Origin of the sequence: Aliivibrio fischeri, assembly GCA_038993745.2 — a bacterium.
Taxonomy (GTDB): domain Bacteria; phylum Pseudomonadota; class Gammaproteobacteria; order Enterobacterales; family Vibrionaceae; genus Aliivibrio; species Aliivibrio fischeri_B.
In genome coordinates this window covers 2,283,962-2,310,415 of record CP160629.1, presented here as the reverse complement: position 1 = coordinate 2,310,415, position 26,454 = coordinate 2,283,962, and the positions used below count along the sequence as shown (strand labels likewise).

Below are 26,454 nucleotides of genomic sequence, written 5' to 3'. Positions count from 1 at the left end.
AGGAGATCGTACGATCTCCTTTTTTATTGGTGGGCGATCTCATCGAGAAAATCCAATCGTTCCTTTTCTTCTTCTGACATTTTATAAGGCTGATTATTTAAGCTAGATACGTCAAAAGAAGAGAGAGGGTAGTTCTGCTCTTTACTTATACCGTAATGTGTTTTCTCACCAGGAAACCCTGACATTTTTTCTACGGTAATGCTGCGTAACTCAAAATCACTTCCTTTCTCTTTTAATACAGAATGGTGCGCTTTTAGTTCAAATGTCACTTCACCCGTTGTAAGAGGCATTTTATTCATAAGAGAAGCGACTGGTTTCCCATTACTTTGATATAAGTTAGCTCGAATTCGGTACAAACCAGATTCTTTCACATCAACTTGTAAAGGAATGATCATATCGCTGCCTTGTGAGTAAGGGGCTGATACTTGGTTAACAAAGGCTATTGGGTTAGAGAACTGAAAATCTGCAGTTAATACGTCATCACCTTGGTCAAAAGAGATATTTGCTTTTATACGAATTTCTTGTGGCCAATCCTGTTTAGGTGAAAATTCAACGCTTAGCTCTTGAGTATATAGGTTAGAAAGCGTCTTTTGATTTTCAATATCAATCAGTTGGTATTCAATATGGTCAACATTAAGGTCAGAATTTAAGGTCACACTAATAGGCTCAGGGTAACTAAAACGATATTTACTTAATCCTAGTGAGGCTGAGTGACTTCCATCTAATACAGGCAAGGCTATTTCAGTGAAGTGATTGGGTTCAAGGTAGCTATGGCTATTAGGGGTTAATGGCAAAGAGTAGCTAGGGTATTGAAGCTCTTGTTCGTATATTTGAGATAATAATGCGAACTGTTGACTCACTTCTTCTGGTGTTGATTCTGAATCGATAGGTTCAGGTGTTATTGATTTTATGGTGCGGCTCTCTTGCTTTTGGTGGAGTGGTTTTGGCAGCAAGGTGGTTGCCGATGCAGATTCACTCTCCGTTTGAGATAAAGGAGAAGCTTTCGCTGGGGTCGGTGTCGTTTCTTGGATTATCCAATGGTAAAACACTGCTGAACAAGTCAGCAGTGTTCCAATTACAAACGCATTTTTATTCATTATAGTAGCTCACTGACTAATTCTGACATGGTGGCGTTTTCTGAATTATTGACGTAACGATAGACATTTCCTGTTAACCAGTATGCAGAATCTGTGGTTTCTACTTTGATAACGCTACCATCTTGTAATGTTAGTGTAGGATTAACTGCCGTGATTTTACCTTGATGTTTACTGCTAATTAGACCGCTATGACTATAATCATCTCCCATTAGCATTGGGTAATGAAACGGCATAAATTGAGTCACTGCGTTTGCTTGTGGTGAGAGTTTCCCATCAAAAGCGACATTGATAGAGCAACTATTAAAGTTACCAACTTCACTGGCTCCACATGAAGAGTGGCTCGCTACTACGCCATCATCTTTACCTAATAAAAATGGACTTGTTGAACCAACATAATCACTGCCTTTACCAACAAAGCGAATTCTGGGTATACGGTTGTCAGGTAGCGCTGCTATTTGACGAGCATTCGCTACTTTTAAATCATTAAGGACTCCCGTATTTTTAGGTGATGGTACTTCCCCAAGCCATAGTGACATTGCGTATTTTAGAGGGGCGTTTAAATACCCACTGCCTTCTGAAATATTAATTGCAAGATCACCTAATTCAGAACCTCCGCCAGCACCAGCAAAATCAAATGTCGCAATGATTTTAAAGGTGTTAGGCCTGCATTAGTCAGCCAATTTTCTTGATTATCTAACAAATGACGAGCAACCAAATCGCCAGTAGAGTGAGTAACTAAAATACAACCATTTTTACAGGTGTTATTTTTAGATAGCTCCTGGAGTTTTGGCCAGATGTAATCGGTAGATATTTTTCCAGCTACGCGTTCTTGAGATGGCCAATCAATACGGTCATCGGCCTTGGCTAGCCAATAGTCTTGCCAGTAATTTTTACCATCAGCAACAACAGCGTCATGATTAGGTTTGGTTTGTAATTGTCCTGCTTGGAAACCATGGATCAAAATTATCGGATGTTCACCAAGAGCGGCAAAGCTGCTTAATGGGAAGGTTAATGAAGTGAATAGCAACAATTGAGAAAGTAATTTCATAAAAGTAATTCTTTTTTTAGTAATTATGTTTATAGAGTATAAGCTCTACCTTTATTAAGCAAACCAATCAATCGATTGCGTTCTCATTTATAAGATGAACTTTAACATCAACAAGATAGAACAAATAATGTAACTAAATACAAACTCTGACATTTCTTCTTACAGTCCGTAATGGTAACCACAGAGTGAATTCGTTAGAGTCCCCCCGTCAAGATCACTCAACCAATCAAGAGTGGTCAGATTATTTCTCGTTTCTATAAGGAACACCTCATGAACACACATCTACAGGAACCTCCAAGTTGGTGGTTTAACCTATTAAATAAATGATGTTCTGAGGATAATTACGTCTTCAGAGCAGAGGACGTATTATGGAATTTGTACAAAAAAATTCGACTTCACACACTGATACTTCAGAGATGATGCATAAAGAAACACATGCAGAAAACTTGGGGAGCAGCATCAAGAATGCTTCTATTGGTTTACTTTATAAAAAGCGTGTTTTTTGGCTCGTTATTTTAGTTTTTGGAAATATTTTTTCTGGAGCAGGAATCGCGTATTTTGAAGAGATCATTACCTCTTATGTTGCGTTGGTTTTCTTTTTACCACTATTAATTGATAGCGGTGGTAATGCGGGATCGCAATCAGCAACATTAATGGTTCGAGCGCTGGCCACTGGCGATGTTCATCCCAATGATTGGGGGCGAATGTTAGCAAGAGAAGTGTTTGTTGCTTTAGGCCTTGGTTTTAGTATGGCAATCGCTGTTTATTTTTGGGGCTATATCGTGGTGGTTATGAAATCGCGATGGTCGTCGGCATCAGTATGGTAGCCATTGTGTTGATTGGTAGTTTGGTTGGAACGGTTCTGCCTTTTGTTTTGCATAAACTGAACTTGGACCCTGCATCAGCCAGTGCCCCTATGATCACATCCATTGCTGATATCTCTGGTGTATTGATTTATTTTGCTATCGCTTCTGCACTATTAGATATCGGTTGATCTAGTAAAAGCCCAGAGATTTACTGCTCTGGGCTTTCTTGTTTCTATTCTTTGCCTTTAATTTGAGGATTATTTTTTATTAACTCTTTAAATTGTTCTAATAGCGCAATACTTTGTTTATTTTGCTGCCCATCTTTATGCAGATAAGCGCCAATCGTCGCTTTACCAAAGCATTTTTTCATTTTTAACGGCACAATCCCAAAGCCTTCAAAATACGCTTTCATGCCTACTGGGTAAGGTAAAATAGCGTCACTATTTTGCAGTAAATCAAGAGCCGTTAATAAGGAGTTGGTGTTGTAAATCACTTTTTCTTGCAGGTAGTGTCGTTTTTGAAAGGTACTTAATTCATTATTTTGTTGCTGCACGAGATGCGCATAGCGTTTTTTTGATGCCCCTAAATCAACTGAAGGAAAACGGGCAATATCTTCGTCACTACATACTCGCTCTAAGAGTGGATGATCTTTTCGAACATACACTTCTTCATGACTACTAAATAGAGGGTGGAAAAGGATATCTTCGTATTGAGCCAGACCTAATATTTCATGGCCGACAAAAATACTGATTTCATCACTGAGGAGCAAGTTCATTAACTGTAAATGGTCACCAACATCAATGGTGATATTACTGTGAGGGTTGGTATCTCTAAAATCTTGAACACAGTCACGAACAAATAGATGCCACCAAGCATCACCGCAACCAATTTTTAATTCCGTTTGGTGCCGTAACTTATTTTTTTCTAATTTATGAAGGGTATTTTCGTATAAATGCTGCATCATTTTGGCTTGCTCGTAGAGCACTTCGCCACTGGAGGTGAGGGTGATCCCTTTTGAATTGCGATAAAACAGCTTGCTTCCCAACTTTTCCTCTAGCTTCTGCATATTATGACTTAACGTCGGTTGGCTTAAGCATAAGGTGTTCGCCGCTTGCGTAACGTTTTGTGCTTTTGCAACTTGTATGAATTGAAGCATTAATTTAAACATAATAGCTCTTCAGACTAATCGAAAAGAGCTATTTTATGTTTCTTATCAATACATTGCTACTTATAGCGTTTAAATCTGATAAACAGCAAAGCCAAATGCAGGTACCGTCAAACTTTGCGTTAATTTAACGGCGGTTTCATGATAAATATCGGTGACCTCTTGATCACGCCACTCACTAGGAAGCGTCATACAAGCGGGGGCATTACTGTTGTTCATAGCAATAATAATACGTTCACCCTGATATTCTTTTTGGTAGATAAAGCACTGGTGTTCATCGTCAACCACAAGCCAGTTTATGGCATGAGCACGTAACGCTGGGTGAGCTTTACGTAGTTTGATGAGCTGCATTATGTGATGTTTCATGTTCATATCATGCTGACGTTCATCCCAAATCATGCATTTTCGGTTAAGCGGATCAGCACCGCCATCTAGCCCAATTTCACCACCGTAATAAATACAAGGCGTACCACTGTGAGTGAATTGGAATAAATAGGCTAACTTCGCTTTCTCTTTATTGCCGTTGCATCGGTTAATAATGCGTGGTGTATCGTGGCTATCAAGTAATGAAAAGGCCACTTCATTCACGTTAATAGGGTAGTTGGCATTAACGTCATTTACCGCAAATTTAAACTGATTTGCACTTAGGTTGTCATGGGCAAAAAAGCCTAACATGGCATCCGCTAATGGGTAATTCATTACGCCATCAAACTGATCACCACCTAGCCAGTTCATTGAGTCGTGCCACACTTCACCTAAAATATATAACTCAGGTTTGATGGCTTTTAGTTCATCACGGAAGCGTCGCCAAAAACGTTGATCAACTTCGTTTGCTACATCTAAACGCCATGCATCAATGTCAAAGTTTTTCACCCAGTAGCGGCCAACTTCAATTAGGTATTCAATCACTTCTGGATTTTCTGTATTGAGTTTTGGCATGTTTTGCGCAAAAGCAAAGGCACGATAATTTAATTGCTCTTTACTGTGGTACGCTTTTTTTGACTTATCGATCAGTGGAAATTGCTCGACATAAAACCAATCGATGTATTGAGAGTCTTTTCCATGTTTAATGACATCTTGCCACTGAATTGAATTAGCACCGATATGATTAAATACGGCATCTAGCATGACTTTCATGCCACGTTTATGTGCTTCATCTATTAAAGTATGAACCGTTTCATCACTACCAAAAGCAGGGTCTACTTTTAAATAATCGGTGGTGTCGTATTTATGGTTCGTTTCACCTTGAGTGATAGGTGTGAAATAAATACCAGTAATACTAAGATCTTGCAGGTAATCAAGATGATCAATAACCCCTTGTAAATCGCCACCAAAGAAACTGTTGGTTTTTGGATCTTCAGATCCCCAAGGCAGTACATTTTTTGGTGAGATAGATGGATCACCATTAGCAAAACGCTCTGGGAAAATTTGATACCAAATGGTTTCTTTAACCCAGTCAGGTGCAGTAAACACATCGGTTGGGTTCATGTATGGGAAGCAATAAAAATTCAGTAATTGACTGAGTATTGGATCGGCATCATCGGTTATTTGAGTGATGAGTTTTTCGCTTACCAGTAATTTTTCACTGTCTTTGCCTTCAAGAAGGAAAGCGTAACGTGCACGATAAAAGCGAGGTTGTGCTTCACAAAACCAGTAGTCAAATAGTTCTGTTTCACACTCTTTTATCATGGGTAAGTTGCTTCCACCTGTCCAGCCGCTTGCGTCTTCTGCATTTAAATTGCCGCCACCGCCACCAAAAGTCCAATCGTATGGGTCGCCAATTCTTAGTGTCGCATTGTCCACTTCTCCTTTTGCGGTACGAATTCGCAAATGAAGCGTGTCCTTATTATATGCATAAGAATAACTAGAGTGAGATCGATGATAAATCGCTGCTTTTGTAATCATTATTAATACCGTTTAGCGTTAAGTTCGTAATGGTTAGATACGTTCTTCATAATGTTTAAGAACACGTAACACTTCGCTGACGCTCCAAGCTTGAGCAAAACAGCCACGAGATTGGTTAGGTGAATAGCCATCATAAATCTCAGCTAATTGACCAATACACCCTTCAGATAGCGCATCTTGGTTATGAGTAATGAACTGCTCGACAATGTGTATGAGTGACGCGTCATTAGGGAAGTGACGTAAAATACCCATCAGGAACTGACCAATCATAAAGCCCCAGACGGTACCTTGGTGGTAAGCCATATCACGATCATAATGAGACCCAGTATGTACCGATTTAAACTCGGGATCTTGCATCGCTAAAGAGCGTAAACCAAGCGGGGTATAAAGGTGCTGGTAGATATTTAAAATAACCGAACGCGCTTTTTCTTCACTTAAAATAGGGAAAGGAAGACCAACAGCATAAGCTTGGTTTGGACGAATTTGTTGATTCACTTCCTCACCTTTAATCCAATCGTTTAAATAGCCTTTATCATTGTAGAAAGCGTGATTAAATGTTTCTTTTACTTGCTCAGTCAGAGCCGGTAATTCTGGCATTGATTTCCCTAACTTTTGGTTAAAGAAATGCAGAATAGATAACGCGTTATACCAAAGCGCATTGATCTCAACGGCGCAACCTTGGCGAGGCGTTGGAAGAATATCGCCATAACGAACGTCCATCCATGTCAGTTGATCCAAACCACTGCCGCCGCTAATTAAGCCGTTATCTAGCATTTTGATATCGAAATCGGTGCCATTGCGATAATGCTGATAAATATTCACCATGCAGTCGTAAGCTTCATCACGAATAAAATCGAGATCGTTACTGGCTTGGTAATATTCATACAGGCTCACCACAAATAAAAGAGCGGCATCAATGGTGTTGTACATAGGCTCGACACCCGCTTCAGGGAATAAGTTGGGTAAGATCCCTTTATGCTCATAACGGATGAAGGTTCTGAATATTTGTTTTGCATCTTCAAATTGGTTGGTGGATAAATTACATCCCCAAAGTGCAATCATGGTATCGCGTCCCCAATCGGCAAAGAATGGGTAGCCAGCAATGATGGATTTCGATTCGGTTGAATCACGCATGACGACAAATTGATCACTCGCTCGAACCAATTGCTGAGCAAACGTACTCTTTAAACCTGATTGTGTAATACACGCTTGCTGACGTTGAACTTCATCATTGATCATGGTTTCAATAGAGCTTGGTGCTAAGTAATGCGCTCGTTCTTCTTCTGCCTCGAAGATAACAAAAAAGGATTCGTTACTCTCTGTACCATCAAAGGTAATGGTATGCAGCGCCACTTGAACATCGCTTGCCGAACGTCCGTCTCGAGCGTCATAAGAGAAATACAATCCTGACTCATAGCTTGGTGCTGATAGGGCCGTATTTGAACCGTTATGACGGTAATGCAGGGTTTGTCTGTTACTGCTCACTTTGCCTTCTTGATGAATGAAAGCTTGTTCTTTTGATAATGCCTCACCTTTCGCACAGAAATGATATTTCGGTGTGATATCTAAAGTGAATGGGTGTTTTAACGGATTAAATACACGGTATTCAACCCCTAAGCGGTTCAGGCCTTGTGCCATCACGATGGTCTTTGTGATTTCAATACCATCGATACGATAGGTGTATTGAGGTAAGTAAGTCTGGCTAAAATTATCAAATAAAAGGGATGAATCAACCGTATCGTATGGGTTCACTTTTGCTTGAGAAGAGAGTGGGTGTGATGTGCCATTTACCAGTGTAAGGCGATCATCTAAATGGCGAACAAAACAAAAACGACTATTAGGAGCCACTAGGCTTCCCATAAATAGCGCATGATCATTTCGGCTACAAGAACCAGCAAGAGTTAATGATGAATAACCGCCTAACCCGTTGGTTAGTAAGTAATTTGATTCTTCAAGGCGATTCATATCGCGAAAGTTAGCTTTAGAAAGAGAGATTTTCATGTGAAATCCTTTATGACAAAAAATACCTAATCGGCTAGCTTGTGCCTTTTTGGCCTACGATAGGCCAATAAGTTAAATAGCGATTGGTGTTAGCTTTTAATTTCGTTGTAAACGAGTAATAACTTTTGTACTTCACCTTGGGTATACGCGAGATCTTGGCTCTGTCCATATTCCCAAAGTGGTGTGATGTGAAGGCTCTCTTTGGTTGGTGTTACCTTCATGGCGACAATGCGCTCTTGGTGCTTATCTGAAATAAAAAATAAATACGGTTGTGGTTGTTCAAGTAATGCATTGTATTGAGATGGCGTGGTGTAAACGGCATTGACCGCTTTGACCTCTTTTGAGCCATAAAAGCGTTGGGCTTCTGCTAATACTGGTAAGGCCATCTCTTCAAGTTGTTCATAGCTGCTTTCTACATGAAATGATCCACAGTCACTTGGGATTTGATCACGCAGTGCTTTAAATTGGTTTTGAATGGATTCGAGCGAAAGGGTTGCATAGCTATTTTCAAACCCTTTAGCAGAAAGAAAAAGCGCCTCATTGTTTACACATTGTTTGAACTTTTCTTGTTGTTCAACAAAGGTGCTGAATTCAAACGAAGGCTTTGGCAGGTTGCTATAGGCGATAATAAACCCCGAAATAAAAATAACGATGGCAACCGCAATATGAAACATGTAGTCGTGAATGCGTTGAAGTTGTCCGCGAAAAATCAAGGTATGCCTCCTTTTTGTTAAGGCGAAATGTGTGAAGAACTTCCCTCACTACGTCGTAATGTGACGTAAGAGGGAAGGGTTATGGGATCAATTATTTTTGGAACTCAGCCGCTTTGATTGGGTATTTAATCGACTCTTGAGTGTCACTATCAAAAAAGTGAAGTTTGGTGTTATCGATAACTAACGTGATTTTTTCATCAATATCAACGTCAGGTTCACCCGTACCCAAAGTACCAACAAACATATTCATTGGTGCCGCATCGAAGAAAACATTGACGCTATCACCTAGATATTCGCTGTTTAATGCCGTGGTTTCAAAGCAGCAATCAGGGAAGGCTTCTTCGTATTTCTTGCCTGAACGAATCGCACTAGAGCGTGCGCCCAAGCAGACAGATTTACCGTTGTAACCAGCGTTATTTAATATGCGTTGGTCTTCTTCACTTAATGTGATGGTGAAAGAGTGACAAGTGAACTGACCCCCCTCATAAACCCCTTCAATAATGTTCATTGAAGGCATGCCCATAAAGGTCGCAACGAAGCTATTTTTAGGGTTAGTAAACAACTCTTTTGGCGTACCAATTTGCTGAACTTCGCCCATCGACATTAATACAATGCGATCAGCCATTGTCATTGCTTCAACTTGGTCATGCGTTACGTAAATAGTGATCGCACCTTTATCACGATGCATACGTGAAATCTCAGTACGAGTAGTGGTGCGAAGTTTGGCGTCCAAGTTACTTAACGGCTCATCCATTAGATATAATTTTGGAGTACGAACCATGGCACGACCAAGGGCGACACGTTGACGTTGGCCACCTGACAGCTCTTTTGGTTTGCGTTCTAGGTATTCTGTTAAGAACAGATCTTTTGAAATATTATCAACGTGATCTTTAATCTCACTTGCTGGGTAGTTACGCAGTTTTAATCCATAACCAATGTTGTCGCGAACAGACATGTGTGGGTAGAGTGCATAGCTTTGGAATACCATTGCAATATCACGATCTTTAGAGCTTACGCTGTTAACGACTTTGCCATCAATGATGAACTCGCCTTCGGTAATATCTTCTAACCCTGCAATCATACGAAGCGTGGTGGACTTACCACACCCCGATGGGCCAACAAGTACAATAAACTCACCTTCTTCAATATCGATGTTGAAGTTACTTACTGAGTAGGTATCAGAATTAGGGTATTTTTTATTGATGTTTCTTAGTGAAATCTTGCTCATTATCCTTTTACTCCACCAGACGTTAAGCCGCCTACGATATAATCTTGAAATTTATAAAATACAACCACAGGAGGAATTGCAGCCAAGACCGCCCCTGCAGCAAACACGTTGTAGCTTGATTCTTTAATATTGTTGATAAGCCCCATGAGACCAACGGCCAATGTTTTCGCTTCTGCACTCATACTTGCGATCAGGAATTTCGGCATGATGATGTCGCCAATCGGACCTAAGAAACAGAAGATCGCAATAACCATGATCATCGGTTTTACTAACGGCAGTAGAATCTCAGTGAAGATCTGCATTTGTGTTGCGCCATCAATTTTTGCTGATTCATCCAAAGCTCGAGGAATGGAATCGTAGTAACCCTTCATCAAAATGGTGTTCATGGTTATCCCACCAGTGGTGTAAATAAGGATCATAAAGATGTAGGTATATAACGTGGCATTCTCAGAGCTGTAGATCCCAATCGAACTTGCAATAGCGTAAAGCGCGATCAAACCACTACCCGATGGGATGATTTGAATGATTAATAGTGACATCAATGCACTTTTACGTGATTGGTAACGGTAGCGTGAATAAACAAAGCCAGACACGGTTACAATTGCGGTAGAAAGCACCATAGTAATAATCGATACTAAGAAGGTATTTCGATACCAGCTTAAGTAAGGAATATCTGTAAACAGCGAAACAAAGTTTTCCGTTAAGCTGAAGTTTTCAGGAAAAAATGAGGTTGAATAGAGTGAGTTACTGACGTTAAACGCACTCATTAACGTAACCAAAATAGGGTAAATAATGACGATTACCATCGAAATTAAAAACGCATAGCTAAAGAATAGCCCTAGGTTTTTTGTGATGACATGGCGATTGAACTTAGTTGCTTTTGTTTGATGATTAAGATTGATTGCCTTATCCATTACATCACTTCCTCATTTTTAAATGCGCCCGCTTTTAGCCATGAATACAGAACGACCGCACCCACAACCGTACTGGTAATCAAGGTGTAAACTGCCGCTTCGTTGTATTTCGCATCCATCATTAAACGGAAACCAAGAGATGAAATGGTATCCAATGGTTTGTAGATAGAGCCGACGGTTTGAACCGTTGCTTCACCTAGCATGTAAACAATGGTGACGTTGTTAAAGTTGAAGGTAAACTGAGTGATGAATACCGGAGCAACACTGATTAAAATCAATGGCAGAGTAATATCAAAGAAGTTAGTCCAAGCGTTACCACCATCAATGCCACTGGCTTCATAAAGATCATCTGGGATGGTTTGTAGTACGCCCGTTACTAAAATAAACACGTATGGGAATCCCAACCACGCTTGAATCAAAATAATGGTGATTTTGGCGTAGTCCGCATTAAGGAAGAACCCAATAGCGGTACTAATGTCATATTCATTACCCGTAAAGAAAGGAATCACCATGGTGTTCATTCCGCCTACTTTTGAGAAAAAGAGTTGGAAAACTAAGATGGTTAAAAACGCAGGAACAGCCCAAGGTAAAATGTAAACGGTGCGGAAAAACTTTTTACCACGAATGTGTTTATTGTTTGCCACAACAGCCAGTAAAGTACCTAAGATGATGGTTAATGCCGAAGCACAGAAAGTCCACGTGAGTGTCCAAGTTAATGTTTCCTGAAACGCTGCTGCTGTTCGTTCACTGGTAAACAGACGCTCGAAGTTGGTTAATCCTTTCCATTCAATTAAAAACGCTGGAGGTAAAATCGGGCGTTTATAGTTGGTGAAAGCTACCACTATCGACACAATTGCAGGTAGTAAGGCAAAGATGAACAGAAGAATGAATTTAGGGGCTGTAATTAAATTAGGAACGATTTCGTGCGATAAACCACGAACCTTTTCTGTAAAGGTAATCGCAAAACCAGACTCTTCTATTTGGCGTTTCACATCTTTTGCATCACGAGCAAAGGCATAGTGTAGAGCTAAAAAGACCAATAGCATTAAAGCGCCAATTGTTGAACCGACCATAATAAGGAAAGAGTCGTCAACAAAGCGCTCAGCACCAATTGTGATTTTTCCATTAGGCTGCTCAACAGCTAATAGACGGAAATTAGGTAGAATAAATTGGATATAAACCAATATCTCTAAGGCAAGCATCGAGAAACCAAATACGGCTTCGCGCATTCGACGCAGCAGAAGGTGTCCACTGCCTGGGATTGCCATAGAGAGCCAGAAAACAAACTGTTGACTCATGTTATAACCTACTTTTTTATTAAGTTAGTGTAGATATGTAACGGATTTAGGGGACAACGATGCCCTAATTTAATAGGGACACCGTTGAGGTTGGTACGTTGAAAAGAGTGAATTACATATCTTCAATGTCGATTTCGATTGTCTCAACCGCGGCATCAAGTACTGCTTTGGTATCTTGACCTTGAGCGATTTGAGCTAGAGCCGTTTTCATCGGGCCCCATACTTTCATGAACTCAGGAATGCTTGGCATAGGTTGACCAATGTTCGTTGCATCGAAAATGGCTTTATGCAGTGAGCCTTCTTCGTACTTAACAGAAAGGCTAGGTGATACTTCACGAGTCATTGAGTACCATTTTTGTGCATTTTCTGGTGTTGCCATAAACTTAATAAAGGCATTTGCACCATCTTTGTTGCTGCTGTAGCCGTTAATTGTCATGCCTTTTGTGCCGGTAAGGGCTTTATATGGATGACTGCCATCCCAGCTAGGAATTGGAGCTGCACCAACGTTTACCCCTGATTTTTCAATATCAGCAATTGCCCAAGGACCATTGATGATGGCTTTTAGTTTACCTTCCATGAAGTATTTCATCATGATGTCATAAGCAACCGTGTCATCTTGCATTAGTGTCCAGTGGCCTACGCCACTCTTGTAAAGGCTTTGAGCTGCAAGGCCGGCTTTAATTGAGCCTTCGTTGTTCAGACCAATATTTTCAGGATTATTGTCTTGGAAAATGTAACCACCGTTAGTCATGAATAGACCACCAGTGAAGTAGAAGTCTGTGAACTTAGCAGCCCATTCTGATGGCGGGATTTCTTTTAATGTTTTTGGTACTTCAGTCACCATGTCTTTGTTGTAAAGGAACAGAGTCGTATCTGTCGACATTGGTAGCATGTACGTTTGACCGTTATACGTTGCAGCATCCGTCGCTGCTTTAGTAAAGCCATTGATAGTAAAGTTAGCAGGAGTGATCAAATGTTGGTCCGCAAGCTCACCTATACGGTCATTTGGGATCATGAAAATATCAGCAATATTGCCTTTTTGCGTTGGTAGTGCTGCCAGTAAATCGAACATACTTGTTGCAGCAACTTCTACTTTAAAGTCTTTACCTTTGTTGAACTGCTCAGCTAATTCAGTGAAGTAAGGTACATAACTTTTTTCTACGCCGATAACGATATTATCTGCAGCCATTGCAGTGCTTGAAAAGAGTAGTGCAGCTGATACGGCAAGCGATATTTTCTTAATCATTTGATTTCTCCTGAAAAGGGATAAAGTATTTTGAATCAATAAAATTACGTGAGTAAAGGTAGCTTTATTGTTATATCAATGAGTTACCTTTGATTTAATCGATACTCCCCAGAGTGCTCCCTGCGATGTATTTCATGCCTAAACGCTATCTATAAAAGAGTGTTGAGAGCGTCGACTGAATGTTTATTGAGGCTAATAATAGGAGGTCGTTGTGATAGGGTGAAATGCTATTTATACGAGTCAACCATAGATAAAATGCATATCACATAGATAAATGTTATCTACTAAACGATAAGAGAGGTATTTCAGCGGTTAGATAAGTTAAAAAACGTGAAGGTTATAACAGATTGTAGGGTGAGATGAAAAAAGCCCAACTCGATAATCGGTTGGGCTTAATTTTTATAAGTGAAAAATCAACTTAATTACAGCTGAAACTGTTCAAGTCTGGCTTTTAGATTATGAGTTAAACGACTGATGTCCTGACAAGCAATTGCCGTTTGTGACGCACCTTCTGTCATTTCAGAAGAGGCCGTATTAATGTACTCAACACTTCTATTTAATTCTTCTGACATTGAGTTCTGCTCACTGCATGCGGTTGCTATGTGAGTGCTCATTTCAGCAATACTATCCACGGTATGTTCAATCTCACTGATTTGTTCACCCGCTCGAGCAGCTTCAATAGCCGCATTAAGTGCAAGTAAGTTAGTTTGCTCTGTAATACCGTGAAAGATGCTAGAGGAGTCAACTTACAGATACAAAAAAGCCCAACCTTTTTCGAAGTTGGGCTTTTCCAAACGTTTGGTGGAGCTGGGGGGATTTGAACCCCCGTCCGAAAATCGTTCACCGTTGGCGCTACATGTTTAGTCGATCTTTAATTTCACCGTAAAACTGCGAACCGACACGCTATCTTATGGCTATCCTGAATTATAATTCGAAGTTCATCTCTCAGGCGGGAGAATCCGTTCTAGCTCGTTTGGGTTTGATCCCCTGTTATTCCCCGTCTTACAAGCGGAAGCTAGGGCAGGAGAGCTCTCAGCAGGTTATTAAGCTGCTAGTGCGTAGTTTTCGTCGTTTGCGACTATTTTTTTGCGGCTTTTTACGTGGCCAACCGCCCCACGACATGCTCCTCGGGTTTCAAAATTCCCGTCGAATCCTGAATCAGCCCCAAAGTTTTGTTACCAGATGATACTAACAGAAAAACAGCGTCTGTCTAGTTAGTATCAATCTAACTGGTTGAAATTAACGCAAACTACTCTTCATAATTCGTGCTTTATCTCGGTTCCAGTCTTTTTCTTTTGAATCTGTACGTTTATCGTGCAGTTTTTTACCTTTAGCTACGCCAACTTTGATTTTCGCCCAAGAACGAACCCAATACATTGTCGTTGCAACCAGTGTCATACCTTCACGATTTACACGGCCAATAAGGTTATCAATTTCTTTACGGCTCATTAGTAATTTACGAATACGAGTTGGATTCGCAATAACGTGAGTCGATGCTGCTTGTAGCGGTGTGATTGTCATACCACTAATAAAAATTTCGCCATCGCGTACGTAAACGTAACTTTCAGCGATGTTCACTTTACCAGAACGAAGAGATTTAACTTCCCAGCCTTGGAGTTCAATCCCAGCTTCGATTTCATCATCAATGAAATATTCGTGGCGAGCTTGCTTGTTCATAGCAATGGTATTACTGCCCGCTTTATCTTTTGATTTTTTCTTTGCCATAATGCCCACATTATACTGATAGGGAAGTGGTTTGACTATATATACTCAAGCTAATTCAAGATGGTATGATGCTTACCTCTATAATGTAAAGGATAATTTATGCCTCAGGTTAGCCGATCTGCATTAGTGCCGTTTAGCGCAAAGCAGATGTACGATTTAGTCAATGATGTTGCGTCATACCCTCAGTTTTTACCTGGTTGCTCAGGTTCTAAGATCTTAGAGCAAACAGAAAGTACAATGGTAGCGTCTGTTGATGTCGCAAAAGCGGGCATAAAGAAAACATTTACAACCAAAAATACCTTAATTGACTCTGAAATGATTGGAATGAATCTTGTTGATGGCCCATTTAAATCATTAACCGGCGGTTGGCATTTTATGGCACTCGATGAAACCGCTTGTAAGGTTGAGTTAAAGTTAGATTTTGAATTTTCCAATGCGTTAGTTGCGATGGCATTTGGGAAAGTGTTTCAAGAATTAACTAATAATATGGTGAATTCATTTACTCAAAGAGCGAAGCAAGTATATGACTGTAATTAACGAAATGATCCACGTAGAAGTTGTTTATGCTCTGCCAACGGAACAAGTTGTATTTAAATTAGCGGTAAAAGCAGAACAAACCGTAGAAGAGATCATTGTTCAATCTGGCGTATTAGAACGTTACCCTGAGATTGATTTAAAAGTGAATAAAGTCGGTGTGTTTAGCCGTAACGTTAAACTAGATTCGACAATTCGAGATAAAGATCGCATTGAAATCTATCGCCCACTATTAGCTGATCCAAAAGAAATTCGTCGTAAAAGAGCTGAGCAAGCTAAGAAAGAAGCGGCAAAAAAGTAATCTCTTAGTTAAAGAAAATAAAAAACCGGATTTCGTTAAACGAGATCCGGTTTTTTTGTGTTTGAAATACGGTGAGGAAATTAAAGTTTCTCGAAGAAACTGTCACTCATCGGGAAGTCGCCTTCCATATTGGTTAGGTTACCATTGTCATCAAAGTGAACGATTAAGTTCTTTTGAATGGCTTTTTCGTGGCCATGAGTAAAGTGATAAATGTAGTACCACGTATTTGGATAACCAGACTCAACAAGCATTGGTGAACCATTACAAACTGTACTTGTTGTTTGGTCATGCCAAATCGCAGTTTGTCGACAGCTTCTTGTTCAACGTAATTACCTTGGGCAATATCGATTCGATATACCAATGGCTCTAATAACGAGCAACCACCCAGTAGTCCAACAGCGAGGGGTAGAGCAATGATCCATTTTTTGAATTGCATAGTTCGTACAGCTTTAGCCTTTTAAATAATTAAACAGATGATAAACAAGCTGACCTAAGAAGTAAAAAGGTTAAGCGTGTTCTAGTGTGTTTTGACCCTAAATTTTGAATCTAGTTGCATTGATTCTTTCGATTTTAGTGATTACTTTCATTAAAAAAGCCAATATTAATAAAATAATATTGGCTTTTTGAGTCGATAAACGAGTGCTGTAGATATTAAGCTGCGTTTAGTAATTCTTTTGCGTTGGCTAATGTGTGAGCAGTAATTTGAGTTCCGCCAAGTAAGCGAGCTAGCTCTTCTACACGTTCTTCTAAGTTTAATGCTCGCATTTGGTTTCAGTTTTACCTGATTTTGTATGCTTAGCAACAAACAATTGGTTATGACCACAACCTGCAACTTGAGGTAAGTGAGTTACGCATAACACTTGAGTTGATTCTCCTAGAGTGCGTAGCATTTTACCTACTACTGCTGCAGTTGGTCCGCTGATACCTACATCAACCTCATCGAAAATCAGGCTTGGTGTATCAACTTTTTGCGCCGTAATCACTTGGATAGCCAGTGAAATACGTGATAACTCACCACCTGAAGCCACTTTAGCAATTGGTTGTAGTGGTTGCCCAGGGTTTGTGGATACCTTAAAGCACAAGGTATCGATGCCGAGAGGTGAAATCTTCGTATGTGCATCACTTTCAATTTGAATATCGAATACCGCTTTTTCCATGCTTAAAGTTTGCATGCTGTCGGTAATTTTGTTGTTTAATTCTTTTGCATAACGTTGACGACTTTTCGTTAACTTATGTGCTGCTTCTAAGAAGTGTTGTTTTAGTTCTTCTACTTCTTGTTCACGCTGTTCACGTTTTTCATCAGAGCAATCAAGGCGATCATATTCTGCTAATAACTGTTGGTGATGTTCATATAATTCGTCAGCAAGAACATGGTGTTTTTTTGCCATCGACATTACTCGACTAAAGCGCTCTTCAACAAAAGCAATTTGCTCAGGATCAACATCAATATTATCAAGGTAGTTTTTGATTTCATGATTGGCTTCTTCAACCTGAATCATGGCTTCATTCAACATTTCAGATAAAGGAGCAAGTTGAGGATCTAATTGACCTAATTGTTGAATATGATTATTGGCATATTGCAGTAATTGAAGCGCATTCACTTCATCATTTTCATACAAAATAGAGATGGCTTGTTGGCTGCATTCAACTAATTCACCAGAATTAGAAAGGCGTTTGTGGTCTTCTTCTAATTGAGTGAATTCTTCTTCACCTAATGCAAGTTCATTCAGCTCTTTTATTTGATATTCGATCAGCTGTTTTTGAGCTTCGTTTTGTTGACTATGCTTAATCATTTGTTTTAACGCATTGTCAGCTTGTCGCCATGCTTGATAACGGCTGCGAGTTTTATTTAATAATGAAACATGTCCTGCATATTGATCCAACATATTGAGTTGGTATTCAGGTTTCATTAGTTCATGGTGAGCATGTTGGCCATGAATGTTAATCAACAAATGGCCTAATGTTTTTAGCTGAGCTGCAGGGACAGGACTACCATTGATAAAACCACGAGAGCGGCCTTCTTTGGTAATGACACGACGTAAAATACAATCATTGCCATCATAAAGTTCGTTATCTTCTAACCAACGTTTGGCATTAATGTTGTTTTCTAGAGTAAAAAGAACGGTGATTTCCGCTTTTTCTTCCCCTTGGCGAACCATGGAAGCTTCTGCACGATCACCAAGACACAAACCAAGGGCATCAATGGCGATGGATTTACCTGCACCAGTTTCACCAGTGATGGTTGTCATGCCTTTGGTTAGATCAAGCTCTAAAGATTTTACGATAGCAAAATGAGTAATTTTAATATGTGCCAACATAAGTCAGTCTCTGCGAAATTTAAAATACGAAAAACACTGTATATAGACACAGTATATACTGTTTCTTTATACAGTAAAGTGAATTTAAATTTTTTGTGACTAACTTAACTTTACTTTACTCGTTAGAACAACTTACTTGACCACCCTAGCTTATTTCTAAGTATATGATAGTAGCTGTAATCTTTAGGATGAATCAGCTTTAGTCTTGATGGACTTTGGAAAATATGCACTTCATCACCCGGACTAACAGGCAGAGAAACTTGCCCATCACAGCTTACTTCTAACGTGGTGCGGTTCTCTGGAGATATATACAACTTAATGTGACGCTTTCCTTCGACCACCAAGGGGCGACTTGAAAGTGTATGTGGAAACATTGGTACAATTGAGATGGCATTTAAGTTTGGAGACAGAATAGGGCCGCCGCCAGAGAGTGAATAGGCCGTTGATCCTGTAGGTGTTGAGATAATCAAACCATCTGAGCGTTGAGAGAAAGCAAAAGTGTCATCAATATACACTTCAAATTCAATCATGTGTGCGACTTGGCCAGGGTGAAGTACCACTTCATTAAAGGCTGAATTATGGCTTTTAACTTGCCCATGGCGATGAACTTCAGCTTCTAATAAAAAGCGCTCTTCTTTTACAAAGTCACCATTTAATACCGCTTGCAGAGGTTCTTCAAAGTTATCTGGATCAAGATCAGTTAAGAAACCAAGATTACCTCTATTAACGCCAATGACTGAAATATCAAATCGAGAGAGTACACGCGCAGCACCTAGCATATTGCCATCACCACCTACAACAATGGCAAGATCAGCTAATTCCCCTAATTTTAATAGATGATTGAAACGATCAACTGGAATTTCAGGCAGGGCTTCACGTAAACGGTCATCGAGAAGGACCGTATAATTTTGTTCAGTAAGCCAGTGATAAATCGATAAATGCGTTTTTATCGCATTAGGATCTCTTGGTTTACCAATGATAGCAATAACGTTAAAGGCTCTTTTCATATCCATCATCCATCATGAAATGGGGAACAAATGTTACAATTCGTACTATTATGCTTGAATCGCACTATTTAGTCCCCATAATAATGTCAAAGTTTTAATTTGCGTATAGAGCGACGCCTTGGTTTGTATTAAGATCGCTTTATATAGCTAGTCATTAGCATTCTGGAGAAAGCAGTAATGAGTAACGAAGAAAACAAAGTAAACGAAGAAGCAGTAGTAGAAGAGCAAGTTGAAGCAGTTGGCACAGAAGCCGATGTGGAATGGAATGAATCTGCTGAAGACAGCCAAGAAGCAAAAATTGCAGAACTAGAAGCAGCACTACTTGCTAGCCAAGCACAAGTTAAAGAACAACAAGATACGGTTCTACGAGCAAAAGCTGAAGAGCAAAATGTTCGTCGTCGTGCTGAAGAAGACGTTGATAAAGCGCGTAAATACGCACTGAAGAAATTTGCTGGTGAGCTTCTTCCTGTTCTAGATAACTTAGAGCGTGCTCTTGAAAGCGGTGATAAAGAAAACGAAGCTGCAAAAGCATTACTTGAAGGTGTTGAACTGACACTTCAAACGTTTGTATCGACGGTTGAGAAATTCGGCTTAACGGTAATTAACCCAATGGGTGAAGCGTTTAACCCTGAACTTCACCAAGCGATTGGTATGCAAGCAAGCCCAGATCATGAATCAAATACAGTTATGATCGTGATGCAAAAAGGCTACACATTAAATGATCAAGTATTACGTCCAGCAATGGTAATGGTTGCTCAATAATCATCATTTTGTAATTCAAATTATGATTAAAAATCAAGCGGTTCCGAGTTTGGGATCGCTTTTTTTTGTTTTTTTTAAGATGTGACGTCTCTGTTTTTAGAATGTGCCTTATAAATAAGGAATGAGCTTCAAAGGTTTGTATATTTGTCGTTATTGGTGTCGTTATTTCTTTTGTTTTTTACTACATTTTAATCATCATGGAATGATATGAGTTAACCTAAAGGATATGAAAAAGAATATGAAATTAGCATCGATATTTCTTAGCGCATTATGCTTATATAGCCCATTGAGCTTGGCTGAGCATGTTGTTGCGTCTGATACCTATTCATCAATGGCATTACCCAATGATGCTAAATTATACAATGCACCTACAACCTCTGGGTGGGCAAATGGGGCAACGATAGTTCAAGGGATCCCTAGAGGTGATGCTGCACCTTCGTATTGGGCTGATGAGATCATAGATAAAAGCATGACAACGTCTGAGCCATGGAGTGGAATGACTCAATGGTTTACGGTTTTTGAAGACCAAAAAAACACATCAAGAAACGTTCGAGTGGTGATTGGTGATGCGGACATGTGGCTGCTTCAATCTACCGATGGTTCGATGGACCCACTGACTGCTGAGTGGGTAAATGTTACGGTAACTAAAGCACAAGTTAACTGGGCTGCTTACTATTCTCATAACATCATTAAGTATATTGAAGATGTGCCTTATCGTCGTAATGCTGAAGGGTTTAAAGAATATGAATTACACACTGAGCATTACCCATTACACGGTGGAACCAGTAAAGTTGAAATTGATGGAGAAAACGTTCTTGCTGCATTTGTTCGAATGAAAGCTTGGCTTGTACCTGATAAGCCGCAAGGCAAACAAGATGTTGCTACAGCAAAAGTATTGATTAGTACTGGTGCCGATTATTATCCAACAGTAAACACTTCAGTTTCACATGGCGATTTATCAAATGCCAATTACCTTCCAGGTGCTGGTGGAAGCCGTTTCCAATATTTAACCACAACACCAACTTGGTATTATATGGGCACGGTAGCTCCTGATGATTTATCCATTGTTGATGATAACAGTCCATACATTAAATCTGGTGGTAAAACCTATTTAACAAAAGAAGAATGGCATAAAAATCCGCCTCCCATTCATTTTGAACCAATGAGTTGTAATGATTCTTATTAGTTAATATGAACTGAAAATATCTAGAATGATTGAGCCTGATATGATTGTTAGGCTTTTTTTTGTTCAGATGGAAATAAAATTGAATTTTTTTTATTTCATCCCTTGAATTGTGATTTAGCGCCCTTATTAATTAGTCATAGAATGAATTATGGGATTCACTCCCAACCCTTACTCAAGTTGTTTTGGGTAAGTTTGAATAGATAAATTTGGAGATAACCTGATGGGTAAGATCATTGGTATTGACTTAGGTACTACTAACTCTTGTGTTGCTGTTCTTGATGGCGATACGCCACGTGTTTTGGAGAACGCAGAAGGTGAACGTACAACGGCATCGGTAATTGCATACACAGATGGCGAAACTCTTGTAGGTCAACCAGCTAAACGTCAAGCGGTAACTAACCCGCAAAACACGTTATTTGCTATTAAGCGTCTTATCGGTCGTCGTTTTGAAGATGAAGAAGTACAGCGTGATATCGAAATCATGCCATTCAAAATCGTTAAAGCTGACAACGGTGATGCATGGGTAGAAGCGAAAGGCCAAAAAATGGCTGCTCCTCAAGTATCTGCTGAAGTTCTTAAGAAAATGAAGAAAACAGCTGAAGACTTCCTAGGCGAAGAAGTAACTGGCGCAGTTGTTACTGTTCCTGCTTACTTTAACGATGCTCAACGTCAAGCAACTAAAGATGCTGGTCGTATCGCAGGTCTTGATGTTAAACGTATCATCAACGAACCAACAGCAGCAGCACTAGCTTACGGTCTAGACAAAAAAGGTGGCGATCGCACTATCGCTGTTTACGACCTTGGTGGTGGTACATTCGATATCTCTATCATCGAAATTGACAATGTTGATGGCGAGCAAACGTTCGAAGTTCTTGCAACTAACGGTGACACACACCTAGGTGGTGAAGACTTTGATAACCGTCTAATCAATTACTTAGTATCTGAGTTTGAAAAAGAGCAAGGCATCAACCTTAAGAACGATCCTCTTGCGATGCAACGTGTTAAAGAAGCTGCTGAAAAAGCAAAAATCGAGCTTTCTTCTGCACAACAAACTGACGTAAACCTACCTTACGTTACTGCTGATGCAACTGGTCCTAAGCACATGAACGTTAAAGTTACTCGTGCAAAACTAGAATCTCTAGTTGAAGACCTAGTATTGCGTTCTCTTGAGCCTCTAAAAGTAGCTCTAGCAGATGCTGACCTATCAGTAGACGAAATCACTGACGTTATCCTAGTTGGTGGTCAAACACGTATGCCTATGGTTCAAGCTAAAGTTGCTGAGTTCTTCGGTAAAGAAGCTCGTCGTGACGTAAACCCTGATGAAGCAGTAGCAATGGGTGCTGCAGTTCAAGGTGGTGTACTAGCTGGTGACGTTAAAGACGTTCTACTACTAGACGTTACTCCTCTATCTTTCGGTATCGAAACGATGGGTGGCGTGATGACTAAGCTAATCGAGAAGAACACAACAATCCCAACAAAAGCAGATCAAACGTTCTCAACAGCTGAAGACAACCAAAGTGCGGTAACTATTCACGTACTTCAAGGTGAGCGTAAGCAAGCGACTTACAACAAGTCTCTAGGTCAATTTAACCTAGAAGGTATCCAACCTGCACCACGTGGCATGCCACAAATCGAAGTAACATTCGACCTAGATGCAGATGGTATCCTAAACGTATCAGCAAAAGATAAAGCGACAGGTAAAGAGCAGAAGATCACTATCCAAGCTTCAGGCGGTCTAACTGACGAAGAAATCGAAGCAATGGTACAAGAAGCTGAAGCTAACAAAGACGCGGACAAAAAGTTCGAAGAGCTAGTAACAGCACGTAACCAAGCAGACCAAATGATTCACGGTACTCAAAAGCAAATCGAAGAAGCAGGTGATGCACTTCCAGCTGATGAGAAAGAGAAAATTGAAGCAGCAATCAAAGCGTTAGAAGAAGTTAAATCTGGTAACGACAAAGAAGCGATTGATGCGAAAACTCAAGAGCTAATGCAAGCAGCGCAAAAGCTAATGGAAATTGCTCAACAGAAAGCTCAAGCACAACAAGGTGCTGACGCAGGTGAGCAACCTAAGCAAGATGACGATGTTGTTGACGCTGAATTCGAAGAAGTAAAAGACAAGTAATTTCTTGTCGCTAGAAGGGTTAATTCCTGCGTCGAAAGTACTCATTTACTAACGTAAACTCCGTGCTTTCTCCTTGAACTTAACACTTCTAGCTTAAAGAAATCATTGCCTTAGCCATTTAAGAAAAGAGCAAAAGCCCTATATCTTGAATGCTTCGAATGGAAAATATATTGCGGGCGTTGGAGTTTTCTCTACCGCCCGCAAATTCGTAATTATTAGGTCAATCTAGATAATCATTCTCGAACCTGAACCTGATTATCTAGATTGAACTCATGCCGATGGTGCTTGTAACCGGCGGTATCAAAAGAATTGGTGACCAAAGCATGTCTAAACGTGATTTTTATGAAGTGTTGGGCGTAAGCCGTGATGCTTCAGAGCGTGATATTAAGAAAGCCTATAAGCGCTTAGCAATGAAGTTCCACCCTGACCGCAATCAGGGTGACGATACAGCTGCTGAGAAGTTTAAAGAAGTTAAAGTTGCATATGAAATCTTAACTGATGCTCAAAAACGTTCAGCTTATGATCAATATGGCCATGCAGCCTTTGAACAAGGTGGTATGGGCGGCGGCGGCTTTGGTGGCGGCGGTGCAGATTTTGGTGATATCTTCGGTGATGTATTTGGTGATATCTTCGGTGGTGGTCGCCGTGGTGGCCAGCAACGTGCACAGCGTGGTTCTGATTTACGTTACAACATGGAACTGACTTTAGAAGAAGCAGTTCGTGGTTGTGATAAAGAAATTGAAGTACCGACTTTAGTCTCTTGTGATCCATGTGAAGGAACAGGTGCTAAGAAAGGCACATCATCAACAACATGTAGTACTTGTCACGGTCAAGGCCAAGTTCAGATGCGTCAAGGCTTCTTTGCTGTACAGCAAGCATGTCCAACGTGTCACGGTAAAGGTAAGATCATTAAAGACCCATGTAATTCATGTCATGGTGAAGGTCGAGTACACAAAACGAAAACACTTAACGTTAAGATCCCATCTGGCGTTGATACCGGTGATCGTATTCGTCTATCTGGCGAAGGTGAAGCGGGAGAGCACGGCGCTCCAGCAGGTGATCTATACGTACAAGTTCACGTAAAAGAGCACAATATTTTTGAGCGTGACGGCAACAACTTATACTGTGAAGTACCTGTAAGCTTTACGATGGCTGCATTAGGTGGCGAAGTTGAAGTTCCTACTCTTGATGGTCGCGTAAGCTTAAAAGTGCCACTAGAAACACAGACGGGCCGTATGTTCCGTATGCGTGGTAAAGGTGTAAAAGGTGTTCGTACACACAGCGCGGGTGACTTAATCGTTAAACTTATTGTTGAAACGCCAGTTAAGTTAACTAAACGCCAAAAAGAATTACTGCAAGAGTTCCAAGAATCTTTTGATGGTAAAGATGCGAAAAAGCATAATCCAAAATCAGAAGGCTTCTTATCTGGAGTGAAAAACTTCTTTGATGATTTAACTAAATAATTCAGTTTATTAGTTAAATACTAAAAAAGAGCAATGATGCTAGTCAGTATCATTGCTCTTTTTTTATGCCTACTATTAATTAACGTCTCAATTCTTTGACACCAAATTGACTATTTTTGTTCTCTTTAGCTTAATATCTAACCAGTAAGTTATGGTGGAATTGAATAAAGAGGGATATATGACGTTATTCAAAAGAACGATTTATTTATGTATGTTGGTGCTGTTGAGCTCAACATTTGTAAATGCTGAAATCATGGAAGGTGGTAAAACCGTCCCTAGTTTTGCTCAAGATGCTGCTTCAATCCGCTATACCTATGAGACTCAACTCTATACATTACCCGCTTTTAAATCGGGTCATTATGGGTTGCGTATGTACCGTCAAAGCATGGATCCAAAATATACTGCTGCAATTTGGTCAGATATGGCTCGTGTCGCAAGTCGTTTGAATCTATTTTCTTCAGAAGTTCATACACCAGAGCAAATCCAAGTTTATGCTCAAAAACGTTTAAATACGTATATTGATGATACGGATGAGCGAAGTGTTTTGCGTTATAACGCAACTAAAGTGATGCCGGAATATTTATACTTAGGTGTCGATTTACTGGGTTCTATGGCTAGAGCAGATGAGTATGGGTTGAAGCATAAGAATGATAAACAGCTAAGAGATATCATTCGTCGTTACGATTTTAAAAAATATGCAACGGATCCTGCGATGATTAAAGCGTGGGCGGCTCAGTTAGCTAATCAAGTATACTGGCTACGCCAATTGGGTGAGCAGGATGTGGTGAATGACTTTGTTGATGCGTTTCGATTAACTTATCCTGATGCTCAAGATGAGCAACTATCTGCTCAGCAATTTGGCAATAAGATTTATGGATTAACTCATATCTTATTAGCTGATTCTCAGTATTATCAGCATTCAATTAAAGAGTCCGATCATCAATGGATATACGATTATCTGCGTAAAAATGCCGATACGATTTTAAAAAGAGCGAAAGAAGATATTATTGCTGAAGTTGGTATTACTTTTTTACTTGCAGGGTTAGAAGATGATCCTGTGGTCTATAAAACACAAAAGCACATTCAAAATGCGATTAATCGTGAAAAGAACATGGTGCCATCAACGTCGAACAGCACTAATCTTAAAGAGGGTGAGCATAGGAACGTATTAGCGATCATGTTACTGGATTGGCAGACACCTAATGCTGCACCAACGATTCAAAATCAACCCAAAATATTCATTAATAAACCATACGGTCTTGTGAAAAAGTAAGTTCTGTAAGCCTGATACAAAAATACCCAAAGATAGCGATATCTTTGGGTATTTTTTATTGGGAACAAATTAGATTATTTGATTTACGCTAGACCTTGGATCTTAACGAATTTTTCTAATAACTCTTCATCTGTTTCTACATTATCTGGATCTGAAATAACGCAGTTACTGATAGGGCAAACTGACTGACACGTTGGCGCATCGTAGTGGCCTTTGCATTCAGTACAAAGGTCTGGATTAATTTCGTAAATCTCATCACCCATACTGATTGCCTCGTTTGGACATTCAGGTTCACACATATCGCAGTTAATGCATTTTTTATTGATCAATAACGCCATT

General features: G+C 39.9%; 19 protein-coding genes, 1 other RNA gene and 5 pseudogenes. 8 read left to right on the top strand and 17 right to left on the bottom strand.

From position 1 onward, the window contains the following. Positions 1-23: 23 nt before the first annotated feature. Together AAFX60_011180 and AAFX60_011175 are read right to left on the bottom strand one after the other, a co-directional pair. Positions 24-1,097: a hypothetical protein gene (locus AAFX60_011180; GenBank protein ID XDF77245.1), complete on the bottom strand. Its 1,074-nt coding sequence runs from the start codon at positions 1,095-1,097 to the stop codon at positions 24-26. After that, a pseudogene (locus AAFX60_011175) lies at positions 1,097-2,145 on the bottom strand (hypothetical protein). The gene AAFX60_011180 and the pseudogene AAFX60_011175 overlap by 1 nt, the downstream one beginning before the upstream one ends. 368 nt (positions 2,146-2,513) lie before the next feature. Here AAFX60_011175 and AAFX60_011170 point away from each other — a divergent pair. Further along, positions 2,514-3,139 (top strand): annotated as a pseudogene (locus AAFX60_011170) (magnesium transporter). Between the two features lie 44 nt (positions 3,140-3,183). Here the strand turns inward: AAFX60_011170 and AAFX60_011165 are convergent. From AAFX60_011165 to smpB, 11 genes and pseudogenes are all read right to left on the bottom strand, one after another. After that, positions 3,184-4,119, bottom strand: a complete 936-nt coding sequence (locus AAFX60_011165; GenBank protein ID XDF77244.1) for a LysR family transcriptional regulator — start codon at positions 4,117-4,119, stop codon at positions 3,184-3,186. Between the two features lie 69 nt (positions 4,120-4,188). Beyond that, complete coding sequence (locus tag AAFX60_011160) at positions 4,189-6,021, bottom strand: glycoside hydrolase family 13 protein (GenBank protein XDF77243.1); 1,833 nt, start codon at positions 6,019-6,021, stop codon at positions 4,189-4,191. 33 nt (positions 6,022-6,054) lie between these two features. Then, positions 6,055-8,022, bottom strand: a complete 1,968-nt coding sequence (locus tag AAFX60_011155; GenBank protein XDF77242.1) for an amylo-alpha-1,6-glucosidase — start codon at positions 8,020-8,022, stop codon at positions 6,055-6,057. A gap of 89 nt (positions 8,023-8,111) precedes the next feature. Beyond that, complete coding sequence (locus AAFX60_011150) at positions 8,112-8,735, bottom strand: hypothetical protein (protein ID XDF77241.1); 624 nt, start codon at positions 8,733-8,735, stop codon at positions 8,112-8,114. 91 nt (positions 8,736-8,826) lie between these two features. After that, positions 8,827-9,963, bottom strand: coding sequence for an ABC transporter ATP-binding protein (locus tag AAFX60_011145; GenBank protein XDF77240.1), 1,137 nt, complete (start codon positions 9,961-9,963; stop codon positions 8,827-8,829). Next, positions 9,963-10,877 (bottom strand): sugar ABC transporter permease, encoded by a 915-nt coding sequence (locus tag AAFX60_011140; GenBank protein XDF77239.1) that lies wholly within the window; start codon positions 10,875-10,877, stop codon positions 9,963-9,965. Before AAFX60_011140 ends, AAFX60_011145 begins: the two co-directional genes overlap by 1 nt. Then, positions 10,877-12,175 (bottom strand): sugar ABC transporter permease, encoded by a 1,299-nt coding sequence (locus tag AAFX60_011135; GenBank protein ID XDF77238.1) that lies wholly within the window; start codon positions 12,173-12,175, stop codon positions 10,877-10,879. Before AAFX60_011135 ends, AAFX60_011140 begins: the two co-directional genes overlap by 1 nt. Positions 12,176-12,287: 112 nt before the next feature. Then, the gene (locus AAFX60_011130; GenBank protein ID XDF77237.1) at positions 12,288-13,421 is read right to left on the bottom strand and encodes an extracellular solute-binding protein; all 1,134 of its coding nucleotides are present in this window, start codon (positions 13,419-13,421) and stop codon (positions 12,288-12,290) included. Positions 13,422-13,843: 422 nt separating this feature from the next. Then, positions 13,844-14,143: pseudogene (locus AAFX60_011125) on the bottom strand (methyl-accepting chemotaxis protein). 77 nt (positions 14,144-14,220) lie between these two features. Next, positions 14,221-14,587, bottom strand: a transfer-messenger RNA (tmRNA) gene (gene ssrA, locus AAFX60_011120). 73 nt (positions 14,588-14,660) lie between these two features. Beyond that, positions 14,661-15,146, bottom strand: coding sequence for an SsrA-binding protein SmpB (gene smpB / locus AAFX60_011115; GenBank protein ID XDF77236.1), 486 nt, complete (start codon positions 15,144-15,146; stop codon positions 14,661-14,663). A 99-nt stretch (positions 15,147-15,245) separates the two neighbouring features. On the opposite strand from smpB, the gene AAFX60_011110 reads away from it, so the two are divergent. Next, complete coding sequence (locus tag AAFX60_011110) at positions 15,246-15,683, top strand: SRPBCC family protein (GenBank protein ID XDF77235.1); 438 nt, start codon at positions 15,246-15,248, stop codon at positions 15,681-15,683. Then, the gene (locus AAFX60_011105; protein ID XDF77234.1) at positions 15,670-15,981 is read left to right on the top strand and encodes an RnfH family protein; all 312 of its coding nucleotides are present in this window, start codon (positions 15,670-15,672) and stop codon (positions 15,979-15,981) included. Before AAFX60_011110 ends, AAFX60_011105 begins: the two co-directional genes overlap by 14 nt. A gap of 80 nt (positions 15,982-16,061) precedes the next feature. Here the strand turns inward: AAFX60_011105 and bamE are convergent. From bamE to nadK, 3 genes and pseudogenes are all read right to left on the bottom strand, one after another. Further along, positions 16,062-16,417, bottom strand: a pseudogene (bamE, locus tag AAFX60_011100) (outer membrane protein assembly factor BamE). Positions 16,418-16,632: 215 nt separating this feature from the next. After that, a pseudogene (recN, locus tag AAFX60_011095) lies at positions 16,633-18,299 on the bottom strand (DNA repair protein RecN). A gap of 122 nt (positions 18,300-18,421) precedes the next feature. Beyond that, entirely contained in the window at positions 18,422-19,306 is an 885-nt protein-coding gene (gene nadK, locus AAFX60_011090; GenBank protein ID XDF77233.1) for an NAD(+) kinase, read from the bottom strand. A gap of 177 nt (positions 19,307-19,483) precedes the next feature. Here nadK and grpE point away from each other — a divergent pair, with 177 nt between their 5' ends. The 5 genes from grpE to AAFX60_011065 all read left to right on the top strand — a co-directional run bounded on the left by grpE (position 19,484) and on the right by AAFX60_011065 (position 26,115). Beyond that, positions 19,484-20,068: a nucleotide exchange factor GrpE gene (gene grpE / locus AAFX60_011085; protein ID XDF77232.1), complete on the top strand. Its 585-nt coding sequence runs from the start codon at positions 19,484-19,486 to the stop codon at positions 20,066-20,068. Between the two features lie 226 nt (positions 20,069-20,294). Further along, on the top strand, positions 20,295-21,254 hold the full coding sequence (locus AAFX60_011080; GenBank protein ID XDF77231.1) for a hypothetical protein: 960 nt from the start codon (positions 20,295-20,297) through the stop codon (positions 21,252-21,254). 220 nt (positions 21,255-21,474) lie between these two features. Beyond that, positions 21,475-23,379 carry a molecular chaperone DnaK gene (gene dnaK / locus AAFX60_011075; GenBank protein ID XDF77230.1) on the top strand — a complete coding sequence of 635 codons (1,905 nt, stop codon included), beginning with the start codon at positions 21,475-21,477 and terminating at the stop codon, positions 23,377-23,379. A gap of 323 nt (positions 23,380-23,702) precedes the next feature. Beyond that, positions 23,703-24,842: a molecular chaperone DnaJ gene (dnaJ, locus tag AAFX60_011070; GenBank protein XDF77229.1), complete on the top strand. Its 1,140-nt coding sequence runs from the start codon at positions 23,703-23,705 to the stop codon at positions 24,840-24,842. A gap of 178 nt (positions 24,843-25,020) precedes the next feature. Further along, positions 25,021-26,115 carry a DUF3541 domain-containing protein gene (locus AAFX60_011065; protein ID XDF77228.1) on the top strand — a complete coding sequence of 365 codons (1,095 nt, stop codon included), beginning with the start codon at positions 25,021-25,023 and terminating at the stop codon, positions 26,113-26,115. Between the two features lie 83 nt (positions 26,116-26,198). On the opposite strand, the gene AAFX60_011060 is transcribed toward AAFX60_011065, so the two are convergent. Beyond that, positions 26,199-26,453: a YfhL family 4Fe-4S dicluster ferredoxin gene (locus AAFX60_011060; protein ID XDF77227.1), complete on the bottom strand. Its 255-nt coding sequence runs from the start codon at positions 26,451-26,453 to the stop codon at positions 26,199-26,201. Between the last annotated feature and the right edge of the window lies 1 nt (position 26,454).

Coding starts and splice junctions, on each gene's coding strand:
- smpB (XDF77236.1), bottom strand. CDS start 15,146: ATGGCAAAGAAAAAATCAAAAGATAAAGCGGGCAGTAATACCATTGCT.
- AAFX60_011105 (XDF77234.1), top strand. CDS start 15,670: ATGACTGTAATTAACGAAATGATCCACGTAGAAGTTGTTTATGCTCTG.
- AAFX60_011145 (XDF77240.1), bottom strand. CDS start 9,963: ATGAGCAAGATTTCACTAAGAAACATCAATAAAAAATACCCTAATTCT.
- AAFX60_011080 (XDF77231.1), top strand. CDS start 20,295: ATGAAAAAGAATATGAAATTAGCATCGATATTTCTTAGCGCATTATGC.
- AAFX60_011155 (XDF77242.1), bottom strand. CDS start 8,022: ATGAAAATCTCTCTTTCTAAAGCTAACTTTCGCGATATGAATCGCCTT.
- AAFX60_011165 (XDF77244.1), bottom strand. CDS start 4,119: ATGTTTAAATTAATGCTTCAATTCATACAAGTTGCAAAAGCACAAAAC.
- nadK (XDF77233.1), bottom strand. CDS start 19,306: ATGAAAAGAGCCTTTAACGTTATTGCTATCATTGGTAAACCAAGAGAT.
- AAFX60_011140 (XDF77239.1), bottom strand. CDS start 10,877: ATGGATAAGGCAATCAATCTTAATCATCAAACAAAAGCAACTAAGTTC.
- dnaK (XDF77230.1), top strand. CDS start 21,475: ATGGGTAAGATCATTGGTATTGACTTAGGTACTACTAACTCTTGTGTT.
- AAFX60_011135 (XDF77238.1), bottom strand. CDS start 12,175: ATGAGTCAACAGTTTGTTTTCTGGCTCTCTATGGCAATCCCAGGCAGT.
- grpE (XDF77232.1), top strand. CDS start 19,484: ATGAGTAACGAAGAAAACAAAGTAAACGAAGAAGCAGTAGTAGAAGAG.
- AAFX60_011065 (XDF77228.1), top strand. CDS start 25,021: ATGACGTTATTCAAAAGAACGATTTATTTATGTATGTTGGTGCTGTTG.
- AAFX60_011160 (XDF77243.1), bottom strand. CDS start 6,021: ATGATTACAAAAGCAGCGATTTATCATCGATCTCACTCTAGTTATTCT.
- AAFX60_011110 (XDF77235.1), top strand. CDS start 15,246: ATGCCTCAGGTTAGCCGATCTGCATTAGTGCCGTTTAGCGCAAAGCAG.
- AAFX60_011180 (XDF77245.1), bottom strand. CDS start 1,097: ATGAATAAAAATGCGTTTGTAATTGGAACACTGCTGACTTGTTCAGCA.
- dnaJ (XDF77229.1), top strand. CDS start 23,703: ATGTCTAAACGTGATTTTTATGAAGTGTTGGGCGTAAGCCGTGATGCT.
- AAFX60_011130 (XDF77237.1), bottom strand. CDS start 13,421: ATGATTAAGAAAATATCGCTTGCCGTATCAGCTGCACTACTCTTTTCA.
- AAFX60_011060 (XDF77227.1), bottom strand. CDS start 26,453: ATGGCGTTATTGATCAATAAAAAATGCATTAACTGCGATATGTGTGAA.